The sequence below is a fragment of the Gluconobacter albidus genome (genome assembly GCF_002005485.1).
Classification (GTDB): Bacteria; Pseudomonadota; Alphaproteobacteria; order Acetobacterales; family Acetobacteraceae; genus Gluconobacter; species Gluconobacter albidus.
In genome coordinates this window covers 1767123-1789747 of the sequence record NZ_CP014689.1, presented here as the reverse complement: position 1 = coordinate 1789747, position 22625 = coordinate 1767123, and the positions used below count along the sequence as shown (strand labels likewise).

Annotated in this window: 23 protein-coding genes and 1 tRNA gene; 15 read left to right on the top strand and 9 right to left on the bottom strand. The window is 56.5% G+C overall.

Annotation, left to right across the window (positions count from 1 at the left end; all coding sequences use genetic code 11):
* Position 1 precedes the first annotated feature (1 nt).
* Positions 2–178, bottom strand: coding sequence for a hypothetical protein (locus A0U94_RS08150; protein WP_244177975.1), 177 nt, complete (start codon positions 176–178; stop codon positions 2–4).
* Between the two features lie 212 nt (positions 179–390).
* Entirely contained in the window at positions 391–1029 is a 639-nt protein-coding gene (locus A0U94_RS08145) for a LexA family transcriptional regulator (protein WP_077803052.1), read from the bottom strand.
* Positions 1030–1220: 191 nt separating this feature from the next.
* Between A0U94_RS08145 and A0U94_RS08135 the strand changes: the two genes are divergently transcribed.
* Positions 1221–1463 carry a hypothetical protein gene (locus A0U94_RS08135; RefSeq protein ID WP_007284186.1) on the top strand — a complete coding sequence of 81 codons (243 nt, stop codon included), beginning with the start codon at positions 1221–1223 and terminating at the stop codon, positions 1461–1463.
* 90 nt (positions 1464–1553) lie between these two features.
* Positions 1554–2402 carry an FkbM family methyltransferase gene (locus A0U94_RS08130; RefSeq protein ID WP_077803050.1) on the top strand — a complete coding sequence of 283 codons (849 nt, stop codon included), beginning with the start codon at positions 1554–1556 and terminating at the stop codon, positions 2400–2402.
* Between the two features lie 181 nt (positions 2403–2583).
* Here the strand turns inward: A0U94_RS08130 and A0U94_RS08125 are convergent, their stop codons facing one another.
* The 5 genes from A0U94_RS08125 to A0U94_RS08105 form a co-directional block, all read right to left on the bottom strand.
* Complete coding sequence (locus tag A0U94_RS08125; protein ID WP_149026725.1) at positions 2584–2802, bottom strand: hypothetical protein; 219 nt, start codon at positions 2800–2802, stop codon at positions 2584–2586.
* Positions 2803–3386: 584 nt separating this feature from the next.
* Entirely contained in the window at positions 3387–5183 is a 1797-nt protein-coding gene (locus tag A0U94_RS08120; RefSeq protein ID WP_077803048.1) for a DUF2326 domain-containing protein, read from the bottom strand.
* Positions 5170–5418, bottom strand: a complete 249-nt coding sequence (locus A0U94_RS08115; protein WP_045543180.1) for an ABC-three component system middle component 8 — start codon at positions 5416–5418, stop codon at positions 5170–5172. Before A0U94_RS08115 ends, A0U94_RS08120 begins: the two co-directional genes overlap by 14 nt.
* Positions 5387–6367 carry an ABC-three component system protein gene (locus A0U94_RS08110; protein WP_077803047.1) on the bottom strand — a complete coding sequence of 327 codons (981 nt, stop codon included), beginning with the start codon at positions 6365–6367 and terminating at the stop codon, positions 5387–5389. The genes A0U94_RS08115 and A0U94_RS08110 overlap by 32 nt, the downstream gene beginning before the upstream one ends.
* A gap of 703 nt (positions 6368–7070) precedes the next feature.
* Positions 7071–7634 (bottom strand): hypothetical protein, encoded by a 564-nt coding sequence (locus A0U94_RS08105; RefSeq protein ID WP_077803046.1) that lies wholly within the window; start codon positions 7632–7634, stop codon positions 7071–7073.
* 217 nt (positions 7635–7851) lie between these two features.
* On the opposite strand from A0U94_RS08105, the gene A0U94_RS08100 reads away from it, so the two are divergent.
* On the top strand, positions 7852–8394 hold the full coding sequence (locus A0U94_RS08100) for a hypothetical protein (RefSeq protein ID WP_149026723.1): 543 nt from the start codon (positions 7852–7854) through the stop codon (positions 8392–8394).
* Between the two features lie 402 nt (positions 8395–8796).
* The gene (locus tag A0U94_RS08095) at positions 8797–10713 is read left to right on the top strand and encodes a CHAT domain-containing protein (RefSeq protein WP_077803044.1); all 1917 of its coding nucleotides are present in this window, start codon (positions 8797–8799) and stop codon (positions 10711–10713) included.
* Between the two features lie 276 nt (positions 10714–10989).
* Here the strand turns inward: A0U94_RS08095 and A0U94_RS08090 are convergent, their stop codons facing one another.
* Positions 10990–11676, bottom strand: coding sequence for a hypothetical protein (locus tag A0U94_RS08090; RefSeq protein ID WP_149026721.1), 687 nt, complete (start codon positions 11674–11676; stop codon positions 10990–10992).
* A gap of 717 nt (positions 11677–12393) precedes the next feature.
* Positions 12394–12483 (bottom strand) — tRNA-Ser (locus A0U94_RS08080).
* 220 nt (positions 12484–12703) lie between these two features.
* Between A0U94_RS08080 and A0U94_RS08075 the strand changes: the two genes are divergently transcribed.
* The 11 genes from A0U94_RS08075 to A0U94_RS08025 all read left to right on the top strand — a co-directional run bounded on the left by A0U94_RS08075 (position 12704) and on the right by A0U94_RS08025 (position 22598).
* On the top strand, positions 12704–13231 hold the full coding sequence (locus A0U94_RS08075) for a Spy/CpxP family protein refolding chaperone (RefSeq protein ID WP_244177973.1): 528 nt from the start codon (positions 12704–12706) through the stop codon (positions 13229–13231).
* Between the two features lie 130 nt (positions 13232–13361).
* Positions 13362–14789, top strand: coding sequence for a signal recognition particle protein (gene ffh / locus A0U94_RS08070; protein WP_077803042.1), 1428 nt, complete (start codon positions 13362–13364; stop codon positions 14787–14789).
* A 40-nt stretch (positions 14790–14829) separates the two neighbouring features.
* The gene (gene rpsP / locus A0U94_RS08065; RefSeq protein ID WP_062029531.1) at positions 14830–15174 is read left to right on the top strand and encodes a 30S ribosomal protein S16; all 345 of its coding nucleotides are present in this window, start codon (positions 14830–14832) and stop codon (positions 15172–15174) included.
* 28 nt (positions 15175–15202) lie between these two features.
* Positions 15203–15745, top strand: coding sequence for a ribosome maturation factor RimM (rimM, locus tag A0U94_RS08060; protein ID WP_077803041.1), 543 nt, complete (start codon positions 15203–15205; stop codon positions 15743–15745).
* Positions 15742–16446, top strand: a complete 705-nt coding sequence (trmD, locus tag A0U94_RS08055; RefSeq protein WP_077803040.1) for a tRNA (guanosine(37)-N1)-methyltransferase TrmD — start codon at positions 15742–15744, stop codon at positions 16444–16446. Before rimM ends, trmD begins: the two co-directional genes overlap by 4 nt.
* 24 nt (positions 16447–16470) lie before the next feature.
* The gene (gene rplS / locus A0U94_RS08050; RefSeq protein WP_041110658.1) at positions 16471–16863 is read left to right on the top strand and encodes a 50S ribosomal protein L19; all 393 of its coding nucleotides are present in this window, start codon (positions 16471–16473) and stop codon (positions 16861–16863) included.
* Between the two features lie 21 nt (positions 16864–16884).
* The gene (leuC, locus tag A0U94_RS08045; protein WP_077803039.1) at positions 16885–18312 is read left to right on the top strand and encodes a 3-isopropylmalate dehydratase large subunit; all 1428 of its coding nucleotides are present in this window, start codon (positions 16885–16887) and stop codon (positions 18310–18312) included.
* The gene (gene leuD, locus A0U94_RS08040; RefSeq protein ID WP_062109733.1) at positions 18312–18938 is read left to right on the top strand and encodes a 3-isopropylmalate dehydratase small subunit; all 627 of its coding nucleotides are present in this window, start codon (positions 18312–18314) and stop codon (positions 18936–18938) included. Before leuC ends, leuD begins: the two co-directional genes overlap by 1 nt.
* Complete coding sequence (leuB, locus tag A0U94_RS08035) at positions 18935–20044, top strand: 3-isopropylmalate dehydrogenase (RefSeq protein ID WP_062029522.1); 1110 nt, start codon at positions 18935–18937, stop codon at positions 20042–20044. The genes leuD and leuB overlap by 4 nt, the downstream gene beginning before the upstream one ends.
* A gap of 143 nt (positions 20045–20187) precedes the next feature.
* A complete protein-coding gene (locus A0U94_RS08030) occupies positions 20188–21390 on the top strand; it encodes a pyridoxal phosphate-dependent aminotransferase (RefSeq protein WP_077803038.1) in 1203 nt (400 codons plus the stop codon).
* On the top strand, positions 21387–22598 hold the full coding sequence (locus A0U94_RS08025; protein WP_077803037.1) for a pyridoxal phosphate-dependent aminotransferase: 1212 nt from the start codon (positions 21387–21389) through the stop codon (positions 22596–22598). Before A0U94_RS08030 ends, A0U94_RS08025 begins: the two co-directional genes overlap by 4 nt.
* Positions 22599–22625: the final 27 nt, after the last annotated feature.

The window sequence follows — 22625 nt, the reverse complement described above, 5'->3', positions numbered from 1 at the left end:
CTTATCTCCCCCAGTGGGCGTGGAAGATGACCCGAACGACCAGCGCCGTGCCCAGCATCAGAGCCGCAGGGGACAGAACGTCGCGGGCCTTCAGCCACGCGAACAGCCTGACCGACGATCCCAGCGCCAGAACCAGCAGGAGAAGAACGATCAGGACAAGAAGGAGGGAGACGACCATGTCAGACGCCCCCTGACAGGCAAGAACAGGGGCCAGACCGGAAGACACAACGGGACAAAGACATCATCGCCAGCTCCTTGCAGTTCCTGTGTGGCAGGACGGCCCTGCCACCCGGCGAACTCAACAAGTCAGATGATCTACGATTTCCCGTGCATCGTCAATACGGATATGCGCCTGTTTCGAAAAACAGGTTCCCGTATATCGCAAACGCCTCAGGGATGAGGCACGCCGCCGATCCAGACCACTTCGCCGAGCAGCTTGAAGCAGTCCAGGCGATCAGCTTCAACGTCCTGGGGCGGGTAGCGATGATTATCAGCAATCACCCGGACCCCGCCACCGAGTTTGGGATCAAGACGACGGATCAGCACGGCGCCAGCGCTCTCCAGCGCATAGAGCGCGCTGCCCGTCACGGTCGTGACGCTCCGGTCCACGATGACCAGATCGCCTGAGGACAAAGTCGGCTCCATCGCATCGCCTGCATTGCTGATGAGGCAGAGGGACGTAAGGTTCCGGGGGATCACGCTCTGTAACCAGTCGCGACCAATCCGCAAGCCGTCTTCATGATGATCATACCAGGGAACGACGATCTGACGGGTCGAGGTGGTCTGGACCGCTGTCGCCCCGGATGGTGAACCGCTGGCCATGCCAAAGGCGATCCAGTCCAGGGACACACCGCAGACCCGGGCCAGTGACGCAAGGGCGGAGAATTTCATCTCCCCGCCATTCATATAGTCCCTCAGGGTCGTATACGGCACACCCGCCGCCTTGGCAGCATGGGTGATGCCAATACTCTGCGCCGCTTCGCGGAGGCGCTCGCCACGTTCGCGCATCAGGCGGATCTGGTCGTCCATGAGTTTACGCTTTCGCCTGGAATGTCGGGGCACGCAGAGGGTCCTCATTCGGAAATGAGGCATGAATACGATATTCCGCTTGATATGGAAGTCGGAAAACCGTATCTCTTGACATCGAAATGTTGCGTGGCCCGTGACTCGTCATCGTCAGATCCTCGCATGAAACCGACATTTTTGTCCAAGGGATTGTCATGCCTGAAGATCCACTGTTGCCACCACCCCGTCCAGCCGGCCTCGAGGACCTGCATGCCGGCCTACACGACGTGCTGCGGCTGATCGAGATCGAGCATGCGCTGCTCAAAGGGCGCCTCGAGAGCCTGCGGGCGGACACGGAAGGCGCGCGCCTGCTGGAAGGCGTGATGGTGCTCGGGGCTGTGCTGCAGCAGCGGATGGGCGGTCTGCTCCAGCTCTGCCGCGAGGTCGGGAAACTGTGACGGATCGGTCCATCGGACACAGCACGTCCTGACCCTGCCGTTTGCTTCATCGAAGCCCTGTTGTTCCCTTCCATACGGTCATCATCTTTTATGTCAGAACACTCAGACCCGTCTTCTGAGCACATTGTGCTGGACGGACACGGCCCTGCGCGGGCCCTTCCTTTTGGTACCTATCCGTTGACGGACGTGCAGAAGAAGATCCGGAAAGCCTTTTTCAACACACCCTTGGGGTACAGCCGTTTGCGTCGGCCTTTCATTGAGCGGTTTAAAAAAGACTGCTCCTCAGGTCCTGTTGATGCGACCCTGTTCGGGCTGAAAGTGCGGTTTTATCCCCATGACAACCAGACGGATGCAAAATCAGCGGTATGTGGCGCGTGCTACAATCATCGTGAGCTGAAATGGCTGCGTCGTCATCTGCCGAAAGGCGGCACGTTTGTGGATGTCGGTGCGAATATGGGGTTTTTCTCCCTCTATGCCGCCCAGCGGGAGGTCCGCGTCATTGCCATCGAACCGAACCCGGTCCTGTTCGAACGGCTGGCCACCAATATGAGGCTGAACGGGATGCGGGCCGATCTCTTGCGTGTCGCGGTAGGCGATCAGGAGGGCTCTGGTCAGCTCGTGCAGGTGAACGGGGATTTCGGTGGGGGGCGGATCGGTGCGGGACACGGCGCTGCAGTTCAGATCCGTCCGCTTCTGGACATTCTGCAGGCCTGCGATGTGACGGCCGTGCATGTTCTGAAAATTGACATCGAAGGCTACGAAGACCGGGCGCTCCTACCGTTTTTTCGCGAGGCGCCGGCAGCGTTCTGGCCTGATCATCTCATCATGGAAGATACCGAGCATGGCCGGTGGGCCCAGGACGTCTTTCCGGTGCTGCGGCGCTGCGGATATGAACGCCGCTCCCGCAGTCGGGGGAATATCCTGCTCTCCAGGTTCTGAGGGACGCTGGGGAGAAGAAATTTGTCCGCTATGGGGGGGTAACGGATGGTCCGCTCCTTAGCGATTACTCCTAGGAGCGGACATCTCACGATGAGTGAAGAACCCAGCGTAAGTGAGCTTAGAAAGCCTGTATGATAGTCGAAAAATTGAGCAACAGGCCTGATAAATTACCGAAAAATATTTAGCTCACCACACGCAGTTTTTTGCGGTGTCTCAAATTCACCGCAGCGTTGGACGCATCGAGCGCGGCGTTGACTGCAATTCCAATTAAATTGCTCGGGCCGTCTACTGCTTTGGCTCGAACAAGTAAGGCGGCCCCGCCGCTCACCATGTTACCGCTGTCGGCCTTGACCTTGCTATACAGAGGGTCAGTTCCGGAATTCTCACTCACAACCTTCATTAAAAAATCCCCCAACATAAGCGTCACTAGATCGCTCGTAAGCTCGGTTCCCACTTACAGACAGCGATCACTCCATTTTTGTGGAGATGCGTAGGCGCAGTTTCAAGAGGCAAATCATTCCGATGTAGAATTATATCCGTTTTCGGGCGGATCGCTGACAGGACGGCATTGACCGCGTGAGGCGACATGCTGCTCGTTTCTGTAGGTATAGCATGAGTCCCTTAACCCTGTCGCAAAACAGATGATTCCCGACAGGGTATGAATGTTCAAGCCAAATGGCCGGTCTCTGATCACGGCATCTGGCCGCCCGGGCAGCTAAGGGGGGCAAACGGACTGTCCGGTTTCGCATGGAAACTTGAAAAATCGGACATTCAAAACCGCGAAATAATCGCAACTACAATTCCCACTCGATTGCTGTTTGATTGGGAAAATTTTCTTTTTTTAACGACATACGACTAAAATTATATGTGATGCCATAATGAACACCATCTTCAATCATTCGCGCCCGCAACCTTCCTCTCCTGACGCAGCACCATTGCCGATGCCTTAGTCGAGTAAGTACCAAACGCCCCATATCTTCTTTGTCACCACGCCTTCATTTTGAAGAGGCGCCCGTGCTGGCCCTCATCGTGTAACGTGATAATAACTTCATCAGCTGAAAACACCGCCCCCTCATCAGCAGCGCGAGCTGGCATATCAGAATCTATGAGTGTAATAATTGGCTGCAGCCCCATCTCGGCATATCGACGAATGACTATCAGCAGATTCTCTTTCTTGCGATCGTCCAAGGACTCGAACACGCCATCGTGGTAAACGAAACGCGGAAACTTGTCGTCCAAGTGCGCACGCAGGATGGCCAAGTCGAAGGCTATGCACAGCAATTTTCTGTACGTGTGTCCAAGGTCGGCGCTGGTTGCGTTACCTGACTCATCGAGAATTTCCGCCTTGAACTCCAGATGTCCCACCTGGTTCGGCGATACGCTCAGCAACGCCTTGCGGTCGATCACCTCTTCGACAATCTCACTGAAAAATACGCGGATTGCCGAAAACAAGCTGTTCTGATCAGAGTTTTGCTTCTCGACATTCGCCTCAATCTGGGTCTGAAGATGCCCACGCTCTTCGGTCAACGCCCTAATCTCGGTTCGCAGCCCCTGCAGACGATGCAGGAAACCGCGTTGACGCTCCAGAGAAGTAATGTCGGCACGCAGCGTCACCATTTCGTCGGACACCTGCTTGTACTTGCCAAAGATATCGGTACCGCTCAGGAACGACAGCATCTCCGAGCGCTTCTTGCCCAGGGTATTCAGTTCTGTATTAATGCGCTTAAGCTCAGCCTCAACCTCCACGCGTTCTTCCTGCAGATAGCCTTGGCGCTCATCGGTAATGGCCCGATTGAAGGCAATCAACTGCTGAAAATCTTTCTTGATCTGCCCGTTGAACAGGACGCCGACTTCCTCAAACAGACGCTGCGCCTCGTCAGGGTTGAAGAGGATCTGATCCTCCTCCAGTGATGTGATGATCTTCTTCTTGTTCTGGTTGAGAGAGTAGCGTTCAGCATTGAGCGCCGCGATGCGTTCGTCGATGTCATCGACCAACTGCTTAGTGCTGTGCTTGTCCTGCGCGCGGAAGTCGAAGGCGTCGAGCAGTTTCTGCTTCTTCTCAGCCTCTTTCTGCTTGAGCAACAGAATGCCCTCGATCTTGCTGATGTCTTCAATGGACCCGCCCAGTTCGTTCTTAATGGTCTGCGCGGTTGATTGTTTCTCCGTAAGCTGTTTTTCCTTCTCGTAGTGCTGCGCCACGAGTTGAGCGTCAAAGCCGAGAATGTGAGCCAGAAAAGGCTTCCAATCCGAATGCGCAGCCGCGAACTTACGCAGATGAAACACGTCGCGGAAATCGTCCTGGGAGCGCAGCAGGTAGCCCAAGCCTTTGCGGAACCCCCAGGGCTTGAGTGCGCGCCAATCGAGCAATCCATCCAACAAGTCGCGCGCCCGCTCGAAGGGCATGTCTTGGTGGTCCCATTCCGCCAGCGGCAATGTAGATAAGTCTTGATGCCCGGCCGCGTGGCGCTTGAAGCTAATCTTGGTGGCTTCTTCAACGCCGCGCCGGATCGTCACGAACGAAGCATCTTCCAGCTCAATCTCCAGGAAGAAGATGAGGTCCTGGAAAAGATCGACGTGCTTGAAAAGAAAGAACTTGGGATCGCGCTTGGCAAGGAAGCCAAAGTCGAGCAAACGCCCAAGCGTGGTCTTGCCGAGGTTGTGAGTGTCCTTGCTTCGGTTCTCTGGCAGACGAATTTCAGCCATGACGACGTTCAGGCCCTGGACGAACTCCACTGGCTCGAACAAGTCAGGCTTGTTGGAATAAAGTCTAGATAGCTTCATTTGGCCCCATGTACTCCACGGCGTCGGTCTTGGGGCGATATTCGATCAAGCCCATGAGATACAGAAAGTTCAACGCGGGTAAGAACAGCACGTCCCCGCCGACAACACTTTTTTTCGCAAACTTGCGTAACACGTCGTAATCATCTACGCGCCGAGCCTTCAGGCGAGCGAGCAGCAGCAACGAGACGTTGATGACGGTGCGATCAGGATGAGAGTGCTTGCTCGGCCGCAGCATCGCCCACCTCCCCAATATCGCAATTCCAGTACATGTAGAACATTACGGCGCGCGTCAAACGCTTGTGCGCGTGCTGCCGCAATACAGCATCGCGGTTGAACAACAGGTCCACCAGATACTCCATAACCTCGTCGAAAGTCTGATAGTCCTTGCGCTTGGCGATGATCTTGAGTTGGAACTCATCGACTACAGACTCGTACATACGCAGCAAGTCAAGGTTTTCCGGTGCTGCCAAGAAAGTCCGAATTTGAGCAGTGTCCTTTAGGTACTTCCGCCGCTGCGCCTTTGCGTACTCGGCACTCATATTGTTGAGTGCGTTCTTTTGCTCGTAGGTCACACGCACAGTCGGTGGATCGTCAAGTAGTGTGACCACGCCATCTTTCTGGCGAGCCAATGCCTGGACTACTTCGGCCAGGTCATCGGGGCTGACGATCAACGGTGAATCGACCGGATCAATGTCAGCTTCCCCTGCAACCTCGGGGAAGCGCTTCAACCAGATTTCTAGTTGCTCCAGTCCGCAGAGATAGATCGACGAGGCTGGAACGGTGCACTGAGACGCGATGTAGTCGCGTATCTCGGTTTCGGCATTGCCCGACAGTCGTCGGTTGGCGAACAGCATGTAGTGATCGAGCTGCTTGGCTTCACGCAGTTTCCTGACGCGGGGAATTTCTTTGCCCAGCACAGTGTTCGCGGTCGTCGTGCTGAAGAAATCAGACTCGGAGAAGTTACGGTTATAGCCGTTGGTATGCTTGGCCTGGACGATGGTAGTGCCGACCCACGGCGCTGACTTGCTCGGGTGTAGTTCCGCTGTCCCGACGAACTTGGCATCGCGCCCACCATCAGGCCCTTTTGCGAAGCCCTGAACGGCAGCACCAAGCAGCCGCTGACATAAAAGAACGACTAAGGTCTCGAATTGACCATCGTTCATGTCTTCGTAGGCGAATTTCATTGGGCTCCCGTTCCCTTTAGCTTGCTAACACCTCAGTGCTTGTAGATTGTCGTTCGCGACACCCCGTAATCGCGCGCCAACTCGGTAACACCAGTCTTCGGGTCAGCAACGCTTTAATATGTCTGATCTGCTTGGTGTTCAACTTTGGCTTCCTGCCGCCCATGCGACCATGCGCACGCGCTGCGGAGAGACCGGCGGTTATCTCCGGATGGTCGTACCCAACGGCCACGCTCGGATGGCAAAGGCGGACCAATCAAATCTCAGGATGATCGTATAGACCTTTTGTCAACGCGACCTGACAGCTAGAAGAAGATGGAGGTGGCGTACTCTAGCCGAATGACCGTTACCCTCGGCGGTAAAGTCTCAAACTCGGCCTATTGACTTGAGCTTAGCAATGTCGGCTTTTAGGAAACTCTTCCAAGCGTCTGTATGACCGGCATGAGGCGAAACCGGTAAGTCCGCTTACGCCTACATGGCAGACGTCCAGGACGTTTCATCGCTGTCCACATAGCAGACATGAGTAGCTCGATCTCTCGTGGGCGAGACTGGCCGACAGCAGACCGGCAACTTTCGGTACATAGCCAAGCTAGGATGCCATGGATGAACAGCAGAGAGCAGCGACTTGATAGGGATCCCCATGGCTTCATGCCCGAAGCCATGGGGGGCAAGTTCTCTAACTTTTTCCATGCCTGGGAAGTGGCCTTTAGACTTTCAGGGACAGACCACCCGCAGCATTTTCGGGTTTCGTATCTTTCGCAGAGCCATTGATATCGAAGAGACTATCAATTTCTTTTTCCTGAACAGTCTGGAACTGTGCACTTACGCCTCCAAGAGAGTCAGTTATTTTGAAGGTCTGGAGTGAAGCTGAACCTTCACCAGATGCCGAGTATGTTCCTGCCACAGCCTTTCCGGTTGTCATGTTGAAACTTAGTGTTCCAGCGACGGCGCCCGGAATATCTTTCGCGTCTATACCGTTCACTTTAGTTCCTGCGGTACAGAAATCGCCTAAACCACCGTTTTTAGACGGCAGCCAGTATCCTACCGATGTATGAGACATACTTTCAGTAAAGGTGGAGATCTCCACGCTATCTGTTTGATTCCCATCTTCCGCGCACACAGTCTGTGTGCGCTCGGAAATCGTATCCGTAGATTCAGAAATTCCATTAGAAATGGTTTGTGATATACTTTTATTTTTCTCAATAGCGCCATAACCGAATAAGAGACCGCTATTTGCTGCCGATATTGTCGTCATTTCAAAGGACTCCATGACACTTTCCTGAACTCTGCATGAAGTTGGTTAATGCGCCCTTAAGAAAATGAAACCTTTCGTCGTAAATTGCCCTCTTATCAGCCATTTAACCAGATTTTTAGCCTTCCAGAAATCAGACGTAGCCGCGGTCAAGCATTGTTACGGAGACGAGTGATAAAATTCTTCTTCGAGTTGAAATAGCGCTATAGACAGGTCAGTATCTTCGGGAAACGTGGTGCATCTTCGTAAGGGTTCTTCCTTGGATATAGGACAACTGGCAGTCAGTGTTTTTTCGGCAGTAATTAGTAGTCTTCTTACAGCGAACATCGCACTAAAACGATTTCAACGTGAAAAAATGTGGGAGCGGAGAGCAGACGGTTATACGGCAATCCTCGAAGCTCTTCACGAGATGAAAGCGTGGTATGAAGAGCATGAAGCGGTGCTGTATCGAGACCACGATATGGATGACGACCAGAAAGCCGTATTAAGCGGGAGATACCAAGCCGCAAAGCTACAACTCTCTCGGCGCGTTGGAGGCGCAAAATGGCTGTTTTCCAAAGAAGTTTTTGAACGCATTGAGCGTCTTCTCAAGGAGGTCCAAATGCTAGGTATCCGAGATTGGTACGAAGTCCTTGAAGGTGGTCAATGTCTGACTTCTCAATGCATTGAGGATATTGAAAGGCTCGCGCGAGGTGAAATTAATCAGAACGGATTCAGTTATTTTCTGAATAGAGTACGAAATATATTCGATAAGGTATTTTCTAAAAATAAAAATTGAAGGGTAATAGAAATATTTTGGAAATCATTTACTTTTTCATTCATGGACGTAGCAGTGTTATCTGCGTTTAATAATATTCTTGTATTCTCACAAACATGATTCATAGCGTAGAAATGGATCTTCCGTTCAGCCGAAAATAGCCTGTTTGCTCGATGTAAGTGAAGCAGACAGGCCGTAGTCGCCTACATGCTAGACAACCCAACAGTTATGACGGTTGCCCAAAAGCCGACATTGTCAGGCGAGCAGCGCCAAGACGCGATTGTGACCAAGCCGTTGTCACCGACGTATCGTTTGGGTTACCGCACTGCAACGTGCGCATTCGCATCAGTATGGGAATTCACCTCGCTTGTGGGATGAGCCATAAGTTGTCACTTTCTCCATAACTAAGGGGAGAGCGAACGCATGAGAGTCATTGATGCCGGTGAACTGTCCATTGATCAGTTAATCGATGGATTACTATCTCGCGGCGGCCTTAGCCAGCTACTTGCGCCAAACACCGTTGCCTGCTTTGTCTTAGCTCGGCAAGCGCTAATGCCCGAGTTCTTTCGGGAGTTGGTCGCCGGTGTTCGCACGATTGATGGCACACTGGGGGAGCATGTCGAGTTCATCGTCTTTCACGGCGATCAATCGACCATGGCAATTCGCTCTCGTGGGACCGAATATCGTTACAAAACGAGCGGCGTATCTTTCTCCAGCCAATGCAATCGCGGCGGCAAGAAGGTTGTTATCCGGTTTGATGACGCTCGCGCCGATCAGCTTAGATGGGACACCCGTTCTCCCCTCGCAGACGCCGCCGCGCGAGTCAGCGAGGGTGCCGTTTCCGTGCTGAAAAAGCATTTCGAGCTCGATGAGGCGTCGCTGCCTTGCCTTATATTCGTCGATGGAGAAAGCGTTCGGGACAGGCCCGTCATCGTGCCGATCGCCTCCGACGACCCGATCAGCAGTTTGTATACGGATGTTCTTGTCCCACTGAGCGATGCGTTTCAGAAATTCGAGCGCCGCTGGACCCTTGATGCCCAAGTAAATGATTGTGGTCATTATGTCCGGGCTGCGAGCTTGAGACTGAAGGCTAGCGCGAGGCCGGTCAACGAGGCTCAGGCAAAATTGGATTGGGCCAAGCGCAGAATTGAAGACGTCGAGGCGCGAAGCAAGGAAGTTGTGCAAAAGATTGCAATTTTGACGAGCGAGCGTCGCGAAGTGAAACGATTTCTCGCAACATACAAAGGTGCAAAGTCTTTTGAGGATCAGTTACGTCTCGTCCCTGAAAATCATCCCCAATCACCTAGTATTCATGAAAGTCTACAGCGGGCCGAGCGTCTGCAGCAGAGCTTGGACGAGGGCAATGTCGGCGCGGACAGAGAGCATGTCCAAGATCTCTTGGAACGCCAACGTAACCGGACAAGGTCACTGATCGGCAAGATCCAGTCTACGAGCAAATATAGATTGAAAGAGATCGCGGCCGAATTTGACCGCATCGGTTTTCCTGTCGAGGATCTCTTCGCCGCAGAGGAGGAAGCATCGGTCGTTTTGACGCGGGAGAAGTCGAAACTAGAACACTGCGAAAAAGAGTTTGCTCGCTGCATGTCGCAGCACAATGCTGCGAATATGCTTGCACGGGAAGAGCAGAACAAACTTAAAGCGCTGGGTTATCCGCCCGGTCTGGTCTCAGAGGCTCGGAATGGCGTCCGCGAACTAGTCGCCCACCTTCGTCAGGAGGGAAAAATTGGAGCCGGAGCCAGTCGGTCCGATGTTTCTAAAAGTTTAACAATACTACTCTTGACTGCGGCTCCAACAGGCGCAGATCCCCTGGACCTCGAGGGTGAGATGCGAGCCATCGATGAACAGGTCCGTGGAACGCTGTACCGCGACAATGTCCACTTGCATTCAGGTCCGGGGGCAAGGCCAGATGATCTGTTGCGGCTAATCAGCGAACATCGGCCTCAAATCGTACATTTCAGTGGTCATGGTTGTCCCGATGGCATCGTACTACGGAGCGATACCGGTGATGCTATCGTTGCTCGAGCACAAGCGCTCCAGCGGCTATTTCGAGACCGCGGCGTGAAGGTGGTGGTGCTTAATTCCTGCTATTCAGAAACGCAAGCTGCGGCGATCGCAGCGACGGGTGCAGTTGTGGTAGGCACAACGGATGCCGTCGATGATGAGACGGCGAAACGGTTCAGCGCAGCCTTCTATCGCAGCCTCGCCAATGGCTACTCGGTGGGCAAAGCCTTCGAGGATGGTGGTACGGCAGTCGACCTCCATAATTTGCCCGACGTTTACAAAATTGTAGGCAACGGTGACATTGTGCTGATCTGTTAAGGGCGAAAAGCTTTTGAGGCACCATCGTTCGGCCGTTCTCCGCGGCCTCATCGGCAATTTCCCGCCAATAACAGACGTTCACAGAGACTGATATGCATGACCGGCTCCGGTCTAAGGCCATTATGAACTTGAACGCTGCGAATGGCAGCTTCCGGTCAGGCCTTCCCGATAACCGACATTCTGCTTGCCCCCCCCTTAACTGACAACTTGGGGGTGTCAGATTTGCTTCTACAGCGGCCGCCAGCGTACTGCTCTCCACTGTGCCTCAAAGGGGCTTCACCTGTGATGCCATCGGGGCTTGTTTCGGTCTCTCGATGGAAAATCAGGGGGCGCTATCCAACGCCGGGCCTGAGCCGTACGATGCTGTGTCCAACCAAGATCCCTCACAGCGCGAGCAACATCGCGCTGCTCATCGGATCGGATTGGTCTTTTATAAAAGAGAACGTGTTCTGCAATCACATTGAGTGGCAGACCTGCCTTCCGGTATTCGTCATAAACTTGGATCATCCGGCCTGATGTCAGCTGCGGAAGAAGGTCATCCAGTGTCAATGCATCAGACCAGAAGGATGTCCGGGCGAACAGCAATTCCATGAGTGCATCTGTCTGTGCCCAAAAGTCCAGGCCCCTGGTTATCGAATGGGGCTGTCGCAGTGTCAGCCTCTCTATGATTTCATCTATTTTTCTGTCCGAGAAATTTGGGCTTTCAAAATAAACGCGGGACCACCTTGCGCCGATATCACGCGGCAAAGAGCGCTCGATGGCTTTGGAAATGTCCAACAGTGACCAACTGGCCTGCGGGTGATCAGGATCTGTATAAGTTCCATCCGTGGGGCCTCTGAAGACATTCGTGAGAAGCCAGTAGAAAAAATCCTGGGCAACATTTTTGACTTCAAGAGAGCTCCAGGGAGCTTCCCAAGAAAATTCTGTTTCAACGACATCAAACATCGGGGCGACTTTCAGCATTGAAGCGGGATTTGCGGGGATCTGGCCCTGAAGGGGCGAGATGACTAGAAATCCGGCCTCAAGCGCACTGGCGCAGGTGCCTGAAAGCCGACATCGTCGCGACGGACGAGATGCTCGACGTCGCGTAGCCGAAAGAGCGTCCGACGCGGTCCGATCTTGTAGCGCTGCAGAACCCCAGCGGCGACATACCGATCAATTGTTGAGAGAGAGACACAGAGCCGTGTCGCGGCTTCGCGACGGCTTATAAAAAAGTCATCCGAAAGACGACTCGCCAATATAAAGTCCATGATACGCCCGTCCAAACATGTCCCTTGCGGAACTAACGATGACACCGTGGTTCGTTTGGTTTTTTGGGCGTTCAGGATTCTGCAAAATTGCTGCTTCGATCAGAAGCAGGTAGTGCACTTCCCCTGTAAGAAGTCTTCTATACTTTAGTGTCAACCAACAAGAGAACGTTATCTGAACACGGGCGACGATTTCAAGATATTACTGAGCGAATTTTTGCGGAGTGCTGCTTCAGGCGCGGCCTCAGATTATCTGGATGCCTCTGGGAAGGACAGGATTTCAGTCAGCAGGTCACTTCGGGAAATTTACAGGACGACGCATATCGCGTCCGGACGCTGCACGATGACGCATTTTTTAAGATGGGACCCAAGGTGGGATTGATTTTGATAAATCAGATAACTCTCTGAAAAGTCTGGGAATTTTTGATTTATCTGGCGGAGAGGGTGGGATTCGAACCCACGGTACGCTTCCACGCACGGCGGTTTTCAAGACCGCTGCCTTCAACCACTCGGCCACCTCTCCATCCGTGCAGACTTCGTCTTTGAAGGATTCTGTACAGATCGGGATGCTACATGCGACGGGAAGCATCCGCCGTCAAGTCGTCGTGTTACATATACTTTGTGCTCTTACTCTTTGAAACGGAGGAGGGGGAACTCAGCAACATTGAAGCGTGCCATCTAGAACGTCATGGAGACGCCCCGTGCGTTATCCGGCTGCCATAACCTCCAAGGATATGACGTCCATGACGATCCTTCGTCCCACTGCTTTTCTTCCCGTCATTGCGGCTCTCGGCCTGATGGGAACCCCTCTTGTGGCTTCGGCGCAGGCGCATCATGCGGCTGACTGGGTACAGCCTCCTCCGGGAGGTCCGCGTGGCGGCCCAGGCCATATGATGCCTCCTGTTCCTCCGGGCGTTACGCTGACGGCGGCCCAGAAGACAAAGCTCAAGGCCATTTTTGACAAGGCTCATCAGGACGAGCATGCGCTGCGTCTCGAAGGGCGGACTATCGAGGACAAGATCCGCGATGCCCTGAGTGCTGTGGGCGATCTGGACCGCACAGCGCTTACGGATCTGAACGGGCAGGAAAATGCGCTCAAGGCAAAGGTCTCAGCTTTGCATCTTGAAACCATGGAGCAGATTCATGATCTGCTGACGCCAGCGCAGCGCCAGCAGGGCAAGGAGACCATGGACAAGCTCAAGGCGCTTCATGAGCAGATGAGGGCTCTGATGGGGCATCCGCCAGAGGGTGAACCGGACGATATGCCCTGAAAACCGAGGTTTCTGCGTCTATATCCTTGACGCCCTGGCGGCAAGGATATAGACCAACTCTGTTTCCGGACACGCCACCTCGCGAAGACTCGCGCAGTGGCGTGTTTCTGTTTGCTTTTAAGGTGACCCGTTGTTCGATCAACTCTCAGGCAAGATGTCCGGTGTCCTCGAAGGGCTTTCCAAGAACGGGAAGCTCTCGGAGGCTGATGTCACCGAGGCCATGCGTGAAGTGCGTCTCGCCATGCTGGAGGCAGACGTTGCTCTGCCCGTGGTGCGGGACTTCGTCAACAAGGTCCGTGAACGGTCTGTTGGCCAGGAGGTACTGGAAAGCGTTTCTCCGGGGCAGGCCGTTGCCAAGATCGTCAACGATGCCCTGATCGACGCACTGGGCGGGGCAGGGGCCGTGCCGCTGAACCTGTCCGCCAATCCGCCGGTTCCGGTGCTGATGGTGGGCCTTCAAGGTTCCGGAAAGACCACGACGTCGGGCAAGATTGCCCTGCGTCTGTCCGGTCGTGAGAACAAGAAAGTCCTTCTCGCCAGCCTTGACGTCCAGCGTCCGGCTGCGCAGCTCCAGCTCCAGCAGCTGGCCGAGCGCGTCAACGCCAAGACGGGGCGTGTTCAGGCCCTGCCGATCATTGCTGGTCAGTCCCCCGTCCAGATCGCGAAACGTGCCCTCGAGGCCGGGCGTCTTGAAGGTTATGACGTCGTCATTCTCGATACGGCAGGCCGCCTGTCCATCGACGAAGCGCTGATGGATGAAGTGCGGGAAATCCGCACGCTTACCAAGCCGGCCGAAACGCTGCTGGTCGTCGACGCAATGACGGGTCAGGACGCCGTCAACACGGCGAAGGCCTTCAACGAAGCCGTCGGGATTACCGGCGTCGTCATGAGCCGGATGGACGGTGATGCCCGCGGTGGCGCGGCGCTGTCCATGAAGGCCATCACGGGCGCGCCGATCAAGCTGACCGGTTCGGGCGAGAACCTCGAAGCACTTGAAGAATTCCATCCCGAGCGTGTCGCCGGCCGTATCCTCGGCCTGGGCGACGTCGCAGGGTTGGTGGAGCGTGCCGCCGAAACCCTCGATCACGAGGAAGGCGAGCGCGTCGCCAAGAAGATGCTCGCGGGCAAGTTCGATCTGGATGACTATGTCTCCCAGATCGACCAGATCAACCGCATGGGCTCGATTTCCGGCATTCTCGGCATGATGCCGGGGATGGGAAAGATCAAGGATATGCTGGGTGACAAGGAGCTCGATACGTCGATCTTCAAGCGTCACAAGGCCATCATTTCCTCGATGACGAAGCAGGAGCGCAAAACGCCGGACATCATCAAGGCGTCCCGCAAGAAGCGCATCGCGGCAGGCTCGGGAACCACGGTTCCGGAGATCAACCGGCTGCTCAAACAGTTCAACGACATGTCCACCATGATGAAACGCATCAGCAAGATGGGCCTGGGTGGCCTGATGCGCGGCATGGGTGGTGCAGGAGGTCTGGCGGATCTGATGAAGGGCATGGGCGGTCCTGGGGGGAAACCCGGTGGACGCCCGCCTTTCGTCTGATCCGTCCCGTTTTTACAAGTCTGTCTCTCAGGAGTATTTCATGAGCCTCAAGATCCGCCTTGCACGTGCAGGTGCCAAGAAGCGTCCCTACTACCACATCGTTGTTGCTGACAGCCGCAGCCCGCGTGATGGCCGTTTCATCGAGAAGGTCGGTTCCTACAACCCGATGCTGCCGGCCGATCACGCCGACCGTATTCGTCTCGTTGACGAGCGCATTAAGCACTGGCTGTCCAACGGCGCCCTCGCCACGGACCGTGTTGCCCGCTTCCTCGGTAATGCAGGCCTAGCTCCGAAGCCGACCTACAACGAGCAGCCCAAGCAGTCCGCTCCGAAGGCGAAGGCTCAGGAACGCGCCAAGGCTGCCGCCGCTGCTGCCGCGGCCTGATTGAGCCGCTTTTCAGGAAGCCCGAGACGTGCCCCGCTTCAACCCTGACAGCGATGTCCTGATTGCCACCGTCGGTCGTCCGCACGGTGTCCGCGGTCTGGTGCATCTTCATGCTGCCACAGATGATCCGGCTTCGGTCGAGACGCTGGGCGTGCTGCATGACGGGCAGGGCAGGGCGTGGACGGCCCGCTGGATTTCGGCAGGCGTGGCTGCACTGACGGACGCCGACGGACAGGATCTTCCTGACCGTACGGCCGCCGAACGTCTGGTCAATGCGAAGCTGTATGTTCCGCGGACCGTTCTTCCGAAAACCGGAGACGACGAATTCTATCATGCCGATCTGATCGGTATGACGGCTGTCTCGGAAGACGGAGAAGTTCTCGGGACGGTGTCGGTGGTTCACGATTACGGCGCAGGCGTCAGCCTCGAAGTGGATCGTGGTCTGATCGTGCCGTTCACGCTGGCCTGTGTTCCCCATGTGGATCTTGCGAAACGGGAAGTGGTTCTTGTCCCTCCTGTTGAAGTCGAGGTCGAGGGGGATCTCTCCGGTGAGGTCCAGGTGCGGGCATGAGCTGGCGCGCGGACATCCTGACCCTTTTCCCCGACATGTTCCCGGGGCCGCTGGGGTTCTCCCTTGCGGGCCGGGCGCTGGAGCGGGGGATCTGGTCCTGCGAAGCGCACGATCTGCGCCAGCATGGACTGGGACGTCACCGGGCCGTCGATGACACGCCTTTCGGTGGCGGAGCCGGCATGGTGATGCGGGCAGACGTTCTGGATACGGCCCTCTCGGCGCTTCCCGCGCTGAATGGCCGTCCGGTCGTCTACCCGACGCCACGGGGCAAGCGCATGTCGCATGAAGATGCGGAGCGCCTGTCGTCCGGACCGGGGGTCGTCGTTCTCTGTGGGCGCTTTGAAGGCGTGGACGAGCGCGTTCTGGAAAAGCACGATATCGAACAGCTCTGCATGGGCGATGTCGTACTGTCAGGGGGGGAAATTCCTGCCCTGACTCTTCTGGATGCATGCGTCCGTCTTCTTCCCGGCGTCATGGGGTCGGATGTCAGCGGTCTGGACGAGAGCTTCGCCGAAGGGCTTCTTGAATATCCACAGTACACCAAGCCGGCAGTGTGGGACGGGCGGGACGTGCCCGACATTCTTCTCTCCGGCAACCATGGTGCCATCGCCCGCTGGCGCCATGAACAGTCAATCGCCGTCACGAAGGCGCGCCGCCCGGACCTCTGGGATGCGTATCTGGCACGACAGCAGGTCCATTGAAGTTTTGTTTTCAGGAGTTTGGTCATGAACATTATCCAGCAGTATGAGGCGCGCGAGATCGAGCGTCTTTCCGGCGTCCGCGCTGTTCCCGAGTTCATTGCAGGTGACACGGTCCGCGTTGGCGTCCGCGTTGTCGAAGGCACGCGTGAGCGTGTTCAGAGCTTCGAAGGTGTTGTTATCGCCCGTTCCAACAAGGGCCTGAACAGCAACTTCACGGTTCGCAAGATCTCCAACGGTGAAGGCGTCGAGCGCGTGTTCCCGCTGTACGCACCGTCGATCGCCAGCATCGAAGTTGTGCGTCGCGGTAAGGTCCGTCGCGCGAAGCTGTATTATCTGCGTGGCCGTTCGGGCAAGTCCGCCCGTATTGCCGAGCGTCCCCGCGATCTGCCGAAGGCGGACAGCAAGGCCGCTTCCTAAACCGTTCGGAGTAGAGACAGGATGCCCGTTACCAATTCGCCCAGAACCCTTTTTGACAAGATCTGGGACGATCATGTCGTCGAACGTCTCGAGGACGGGACGTGCATCCTCTACATCGACCGGCACCTCGTTCATGAGGTGACAAGTCCGCAGGCTTTTGAAGGTCTGCGGCTGTCCGGGCGTCGCGTGCGCCGTCCGGATGCCACGGTGGCCGTGGTGGACCACAACGTCCCCACGTCCGACCGTTCCAAGCCGATCGAGGAGCCGCAAAGCCGCCTCCAGATCGAAACGCTTGAGAAGAATGTTGCCGAATTCGGCATTCCCTATTTTCCGCTGCGTTCCGCCTCTCAGGGGATCGTGCATGTTGTCGGGCCGGAGCAGGGCATCTCTCTGCCGGGCATGACGATCGTCTGCGGCGACAGCCACACGTCAACGCATGGCGCCCTTGGGTCGCTGGCGTTCGGGATCGGCACGTCCGAGGTCGAGCATGTGCTCGCGACCCAGACGATCCTGCAGAAACCCGCGAAGAATATGCGTGTCTCGGTTGAAGGCAAGGTCGGCCCCGGTGTGACGGCCAAGGACATCATGCTGGCCATCATCGGGCGCATTGGCACCGCTGGCGGCACCGGGCATGTCATTGAATTTGCAGGATCCGCGATCCGCGATCTGGACATGGCGGGGCGTATGACGCTGTGTAACATGTCCATCGAAGCCGGTGCGCGTGCGGGTCTGGTCGCTCCTGACGAGACGACCTTCGCTTATGTAAAGGGCCGCCCGTTTGCCCCGAAGGGTGAGGCGTTCGATCAGGCCTGTGACTACTGGCGCAGTCTGGCGTCTGACGAAGGCGCCTATTTCGATACCGAAGTCACGCTCGCTGCTGAAGAGATCATTCCGTCCGTCACATGGGGCACCAGCCCGCAGGACGTGCTGCCGATCGACGGTTCCGTTCCTTCTCCGTCGGACGTTGCGGATCCGGCCCGTGCCGCCCAGATCCAGCGTGCGCTGGACTATATGGGGCTTGAAGCCGGGCAGAAGATTGCCGGGACGCCCGTGGATGTCGTGTTCATTGGTTCCTGCACGAACAGCCGTCTGGAAGATCTGCGCGCTGCGGCGGACGTGGTGCGCGGACGACATGTTGCCGAGGGGGTTCGGGCCATGATCGTTCCCGGCTCTGGTCTGGTGAAGCATGCGGCTGAAGCCGAAGGACTGGACAAGGTGTTCCTGGATGCCGGTTTTGAATGGCGTGAGGCGGGCTGTTCGATGTGTCTGGGGATGAACCCGGACCGTCTGACACCGGGCCAGCGCTGTGCTTCGACATCCAACCGCAATTTTGAAGGCCGTCAGGGCCCGGATGGCCGTACGCATCTCTGTTCGCCCGCCATGGCGGCGGCGGCGGCTGTCAGGGGGCATCTGTGCGATGTGCGTGAACTGGTAAAGGAAACCGTCTGATGGACAAGTTCACGGAACTCACCGCCATTGCGGCGCCCATGCCGACCGAGAACATCGACACGGACCAGATCATTCCCGCCCGCTTCCTCAAGACCATTCAGCGGACCGGTCTGGGGAAGAATGCTTTCGCCGCCCAGCGTTATGACGCCGATGGCAATGAAAAGCCGGATTTCGTGCTCAATCAGGAGCCGTACCGGCATGCCGAAATCCTGATTACCTATGATAATCTGGGATGTGGCTCCTCGCGTGAACATGCCCCCTGGGCCCTGCTGGACTTCGGCATCCGTTGCGTGATCGCGCCCAGCTTTGCCGATATCTTTTTTAATAACTGCTTCAAGAACGGTATTCTGCCGATCCCGCTGCCTCGCGAGATCTGCGACGAACTGATGGACGATGCCCGTCAGGGTTCGAATTCGCGTCTGACAGTAGATCTGGAGCGTCAGGTCATCGTACGTCCGAATGGCGAGACCATCGCGTTCGAGGTCGATCCGTTCCGTCGCCACATGTTGCTGGAAGGGCTGGACGACATCGGTCAGACCATGGCGCATGATGCCGAAATCAGCAGCTTCGAACATCGCCCCAGCCGTGCGTGGGTGCCGTCAATTACCATAGGGACTGTGAAATGAGCGACGCACACAAGCTTCTGGTTCTGGCCGGAGACGGAATCGGCCCGGAAGTCATGCGCGAAGTTGCGCGGATTGTGCACTGGATGAGTGCGCATCGCGGACTGAAGCTTGAAATCACGGAAGAACTCGTTGGTGCAGCCTCGCTTGCCGTACACGGCGTGCCGATCCGCGATGAGGTCATTGAACTGGCCCGCAAGGCTGATGCGGTTCTGTTTGGCTCTGTGGGGGATCCGGCCTGGAGCCATGTCGGGTTCGACAAGCGCCCGGAAGTTGCGATCCTCAAGCTCCGCAAGGAACTTGAACTATTCGCCAATCTGCGCCCGGCCAAGCTGTTCGATGCCCTGATTGACGCCTCCGCGCTGAAGCCTGAAGTGGTGCGCGGGCTTGACCTGATGATCGTTCGCGAGACGGTTGGTGGCATCTATTTCGGTGAGCCGCGTGGCATCGAGACATTGCCCGATGGCTCCCGTCGCGGTATCAACACGGAAGTTTACACGACGTCCGAAATCGAGCGTGTGGCTCGCGTGGCGTTCGACCTGGCCCGCAAGCGCGACAACCGCGTGTGTTCGGTCGAAAAGTGCAATGTCATGGAAAGTGGCCTTTTGTGGAAGGAGGTCGTGACCGACATTCACAAGCGCGAATATCCCGACGTCCAGCTTTCGCATATGCTGGCCGATAACTGCGCGATGCAGCTCGTGCGTGACCCGAATCAGTTCGACGTTATTGTAACGGGCAACCTGTTCGGGGACATTCTGTCCGACCTGGCGTCGATGCTGACGGGTTCGCTCGGAATGCTGCCTTCCGCAACGCTTGGCCCGGTTCGCGCCGATGGTAAGCGCAATGCTCTGTACGAGCCGATTCATGGCAGCGCACCGGATATTGCAGGCAAGGGGATCGCCAATCCGCTGGCGCAAATCCTGTCTTTTGCAATGCTGCTGCGTTATTCGCTCAATCGCGCCGAGGATGCCGATCTGATTGAAACGGCGGTGTCGAACGTGCTGGCTTCGGGCCTGCGGACCGGGGATATCATGTCTCCCGGCATGGCTCGAGTCGGAACCGAAATGATGGGACAGGCCGTGCTGCGCGAGATGGAAAAGCTCGCCTGACCTTTTACGGGACCTGTCTGACACATATCAGGCGCCTTCCTTAGGGAAGGCGCCTTTTTTGTTGATCGCAGCCCGGCTGCCTGTGGTCAAAACTGTTGGAACATGCCTAGGATCGCGTCATCGAAATGATCCGGAACCCTGTCATGTCCTTTATTGCCGACCGTCTGAACCGTATTCTTCCCAGTCAGACGATTGCCGTGACCCAGAAAGCTCGTGCCCTCAAGGCTCAGGGCCGCGATATCATCAGCCTTTCCGCAGGTGAGCCGGATTTCGATACTCCTGACTTCATCAAGCGTGCGGCAATCCGGGCGATCGAGGCCGGCAAGACAAAATATACGGATGTTCCTGGGACGCTCGAACTGCGCAAGGCTGTCGCGGCCCGTCTGAACGCCGACTTTGATCTGGACTACAAGGCTGAAGAAATCTGCGTCTCCACGGGTGGCAAGCAGGTTATCTACAACGTCATGGTCTCGACCCTGAATGCAGGCGATGAAGTCATCATTCCAGCCCCTGCCTGGGTGTCTTATCCCGACATCGTAACACTGGCCGATGGGACGCCCGTCATTGTCCAGACTGACCCCGAAAATGGCTTTCGCCTGACGGCAGAACAGCTTCGCGCAGCCATCACGCCCCGGACGAAATGGCTCTGCCTCAATTCACCGTGCAATCCGACGGGGGCAGCATATGATGAGGCCGCCCTGAAGGAGTTGACGGATGTCCTGCTGGACTATCCGGACATCTGGATCCTGACCGACGATATGTACGCCAAGCTTCTGTATGATGGTGCTGTGGCCAAGACCGTCGTGCAGGTTGAGCCGCGGCTGCGTTCCCGCACCGTGACGATGAATGGTGTGTCCAAAGCTTATGCCATGACGGGCTGGCGGATTGGATTTGCAGCGGCCCCGGTGGACTTCACAAAACAGCTCATCAAGCTTCAGGGACAGAGCACGAGCAATCCCTGTTCTATCGCGCAGGCGGCAGCGCAGGAAGCCGTGTCCGGTCCTCAGGACTTCATTTCGGATATGGTGAAGGTGTATCAGGAGCGGCGCAATCTGGTGATTGGTATGCTCAATGATGCGCCCGGTCTGAGCTGTGCTCTTCCTGAAGGGGCGTTTTACGCCTTTCCGTCCATTGCGGGCGTCTTGGGCAAGACCACCAAGGGCGGCCGCCTGATTGATAGTGACGAGGCTTTCGTAACGGCTCTTCTGGAAGAAACCGGCGTTGCGGCGGTGCACGGAACGGCGTTTCTGACGCCGGGATATTTCCGGATTTCCTATGCCACCAGCACGGAACTCCTGGTTGAGGCCTGCACCCGGATCCAGAATTTCTGTCAGGGTCTTTCATGAGTTTTACCATCGCATCACGCCTTGCAAACCTGCCCCGGCCTGCAACGATCGCCATGGCTGCCCGCGCCCGCGAACTGAGGGTACAGGGGGCGGATGTCATTTCGCTCGCTCTGGGGCAGCCGGACTTTCCGTCGCCGCCAGAGGCGATTGACGCCGCCTATGCGGCCGCAAAGGCCGGGGATACCGGGTATCCTCCGATTCCCGGACAAAAACCGCTGATCGACGCCATCATCCGCAAGTTCGGGCGTGATAACGATCTGGACGTTGCGTCCAGTCGGATCATGGTCGCGAATGGTGGCAAACAGATTATTTTCAATGCGCTGATGGCGTCGCTGGAAGCTGGCGACGAGGTTATCATTCCCGCGCCGTACTGGGTAAGCTATCCGCTAATCACCCGGATGCTGGGTGGGGTTCCGGTCGAGATCCTCTGTCGGGAAGAGGACGGCTTTCGTCCGGACCCGGAGGCCATCCGCGACGCCATTACGCCGCGTACGAAATGGCTGGTTCTGAATTTCCCGAATAACCCGACGGGCGCCATCCTGGAACGACAGGATCTGGAAGCCATTGCAGATGTGCTGCGCGAGGCGCCGCATGTTCTCGTGATGAGCGACGAGATTTATGAGCATCTCACATTCGACGGCCGTAAACATCTCTCTCTGCTGAACATCGCGCCTGATCTGGCGGACCGGATCCTGATCGTGAACGGCATGGCGAAAGCCTATGCCATGACAGGGTGGCGTGTCGGGTTTGCCTGCGGTCCCGTACCACTGATCCAAGCCATGATTGCCGTTCAGGGCAATTCTACATCTGGTGTCTGCACGCTTGCACAGGCCGGGTCGGTTGCCGCTCTGGATGGGGATACTGACGGAATTGCACGGATGCTGGCGACGTATGAGCGCCGTCGGGCTCTGGTCGTTGGTGCATTGCAGAACGTGCCCGGACTGACCTGCGTCATGCCGGAAGGTGCGTTTTATGCCTATCCGGGGATCGCGGCCCTGATTGGCAGAACATCCGGAGAGGGGCGTCTTCTGGATACGGATGTGGCGTTTGCGGAGGCCCTTCTCGAAGAGGCGCATGTCGCGACCGTTCCGGGTTCGGCCTTTGGATACAGTCCGTATCTTCGTCTGTCCTTTGCGGCGTCTGATGAACAGCTGGGAGAAGCCTGTCGCCGTATTGCGCAGTTCGTGGGCGCTATCCGGCCCGTCTGACAGGAGCCGCGGCAGGGCATGGACGCC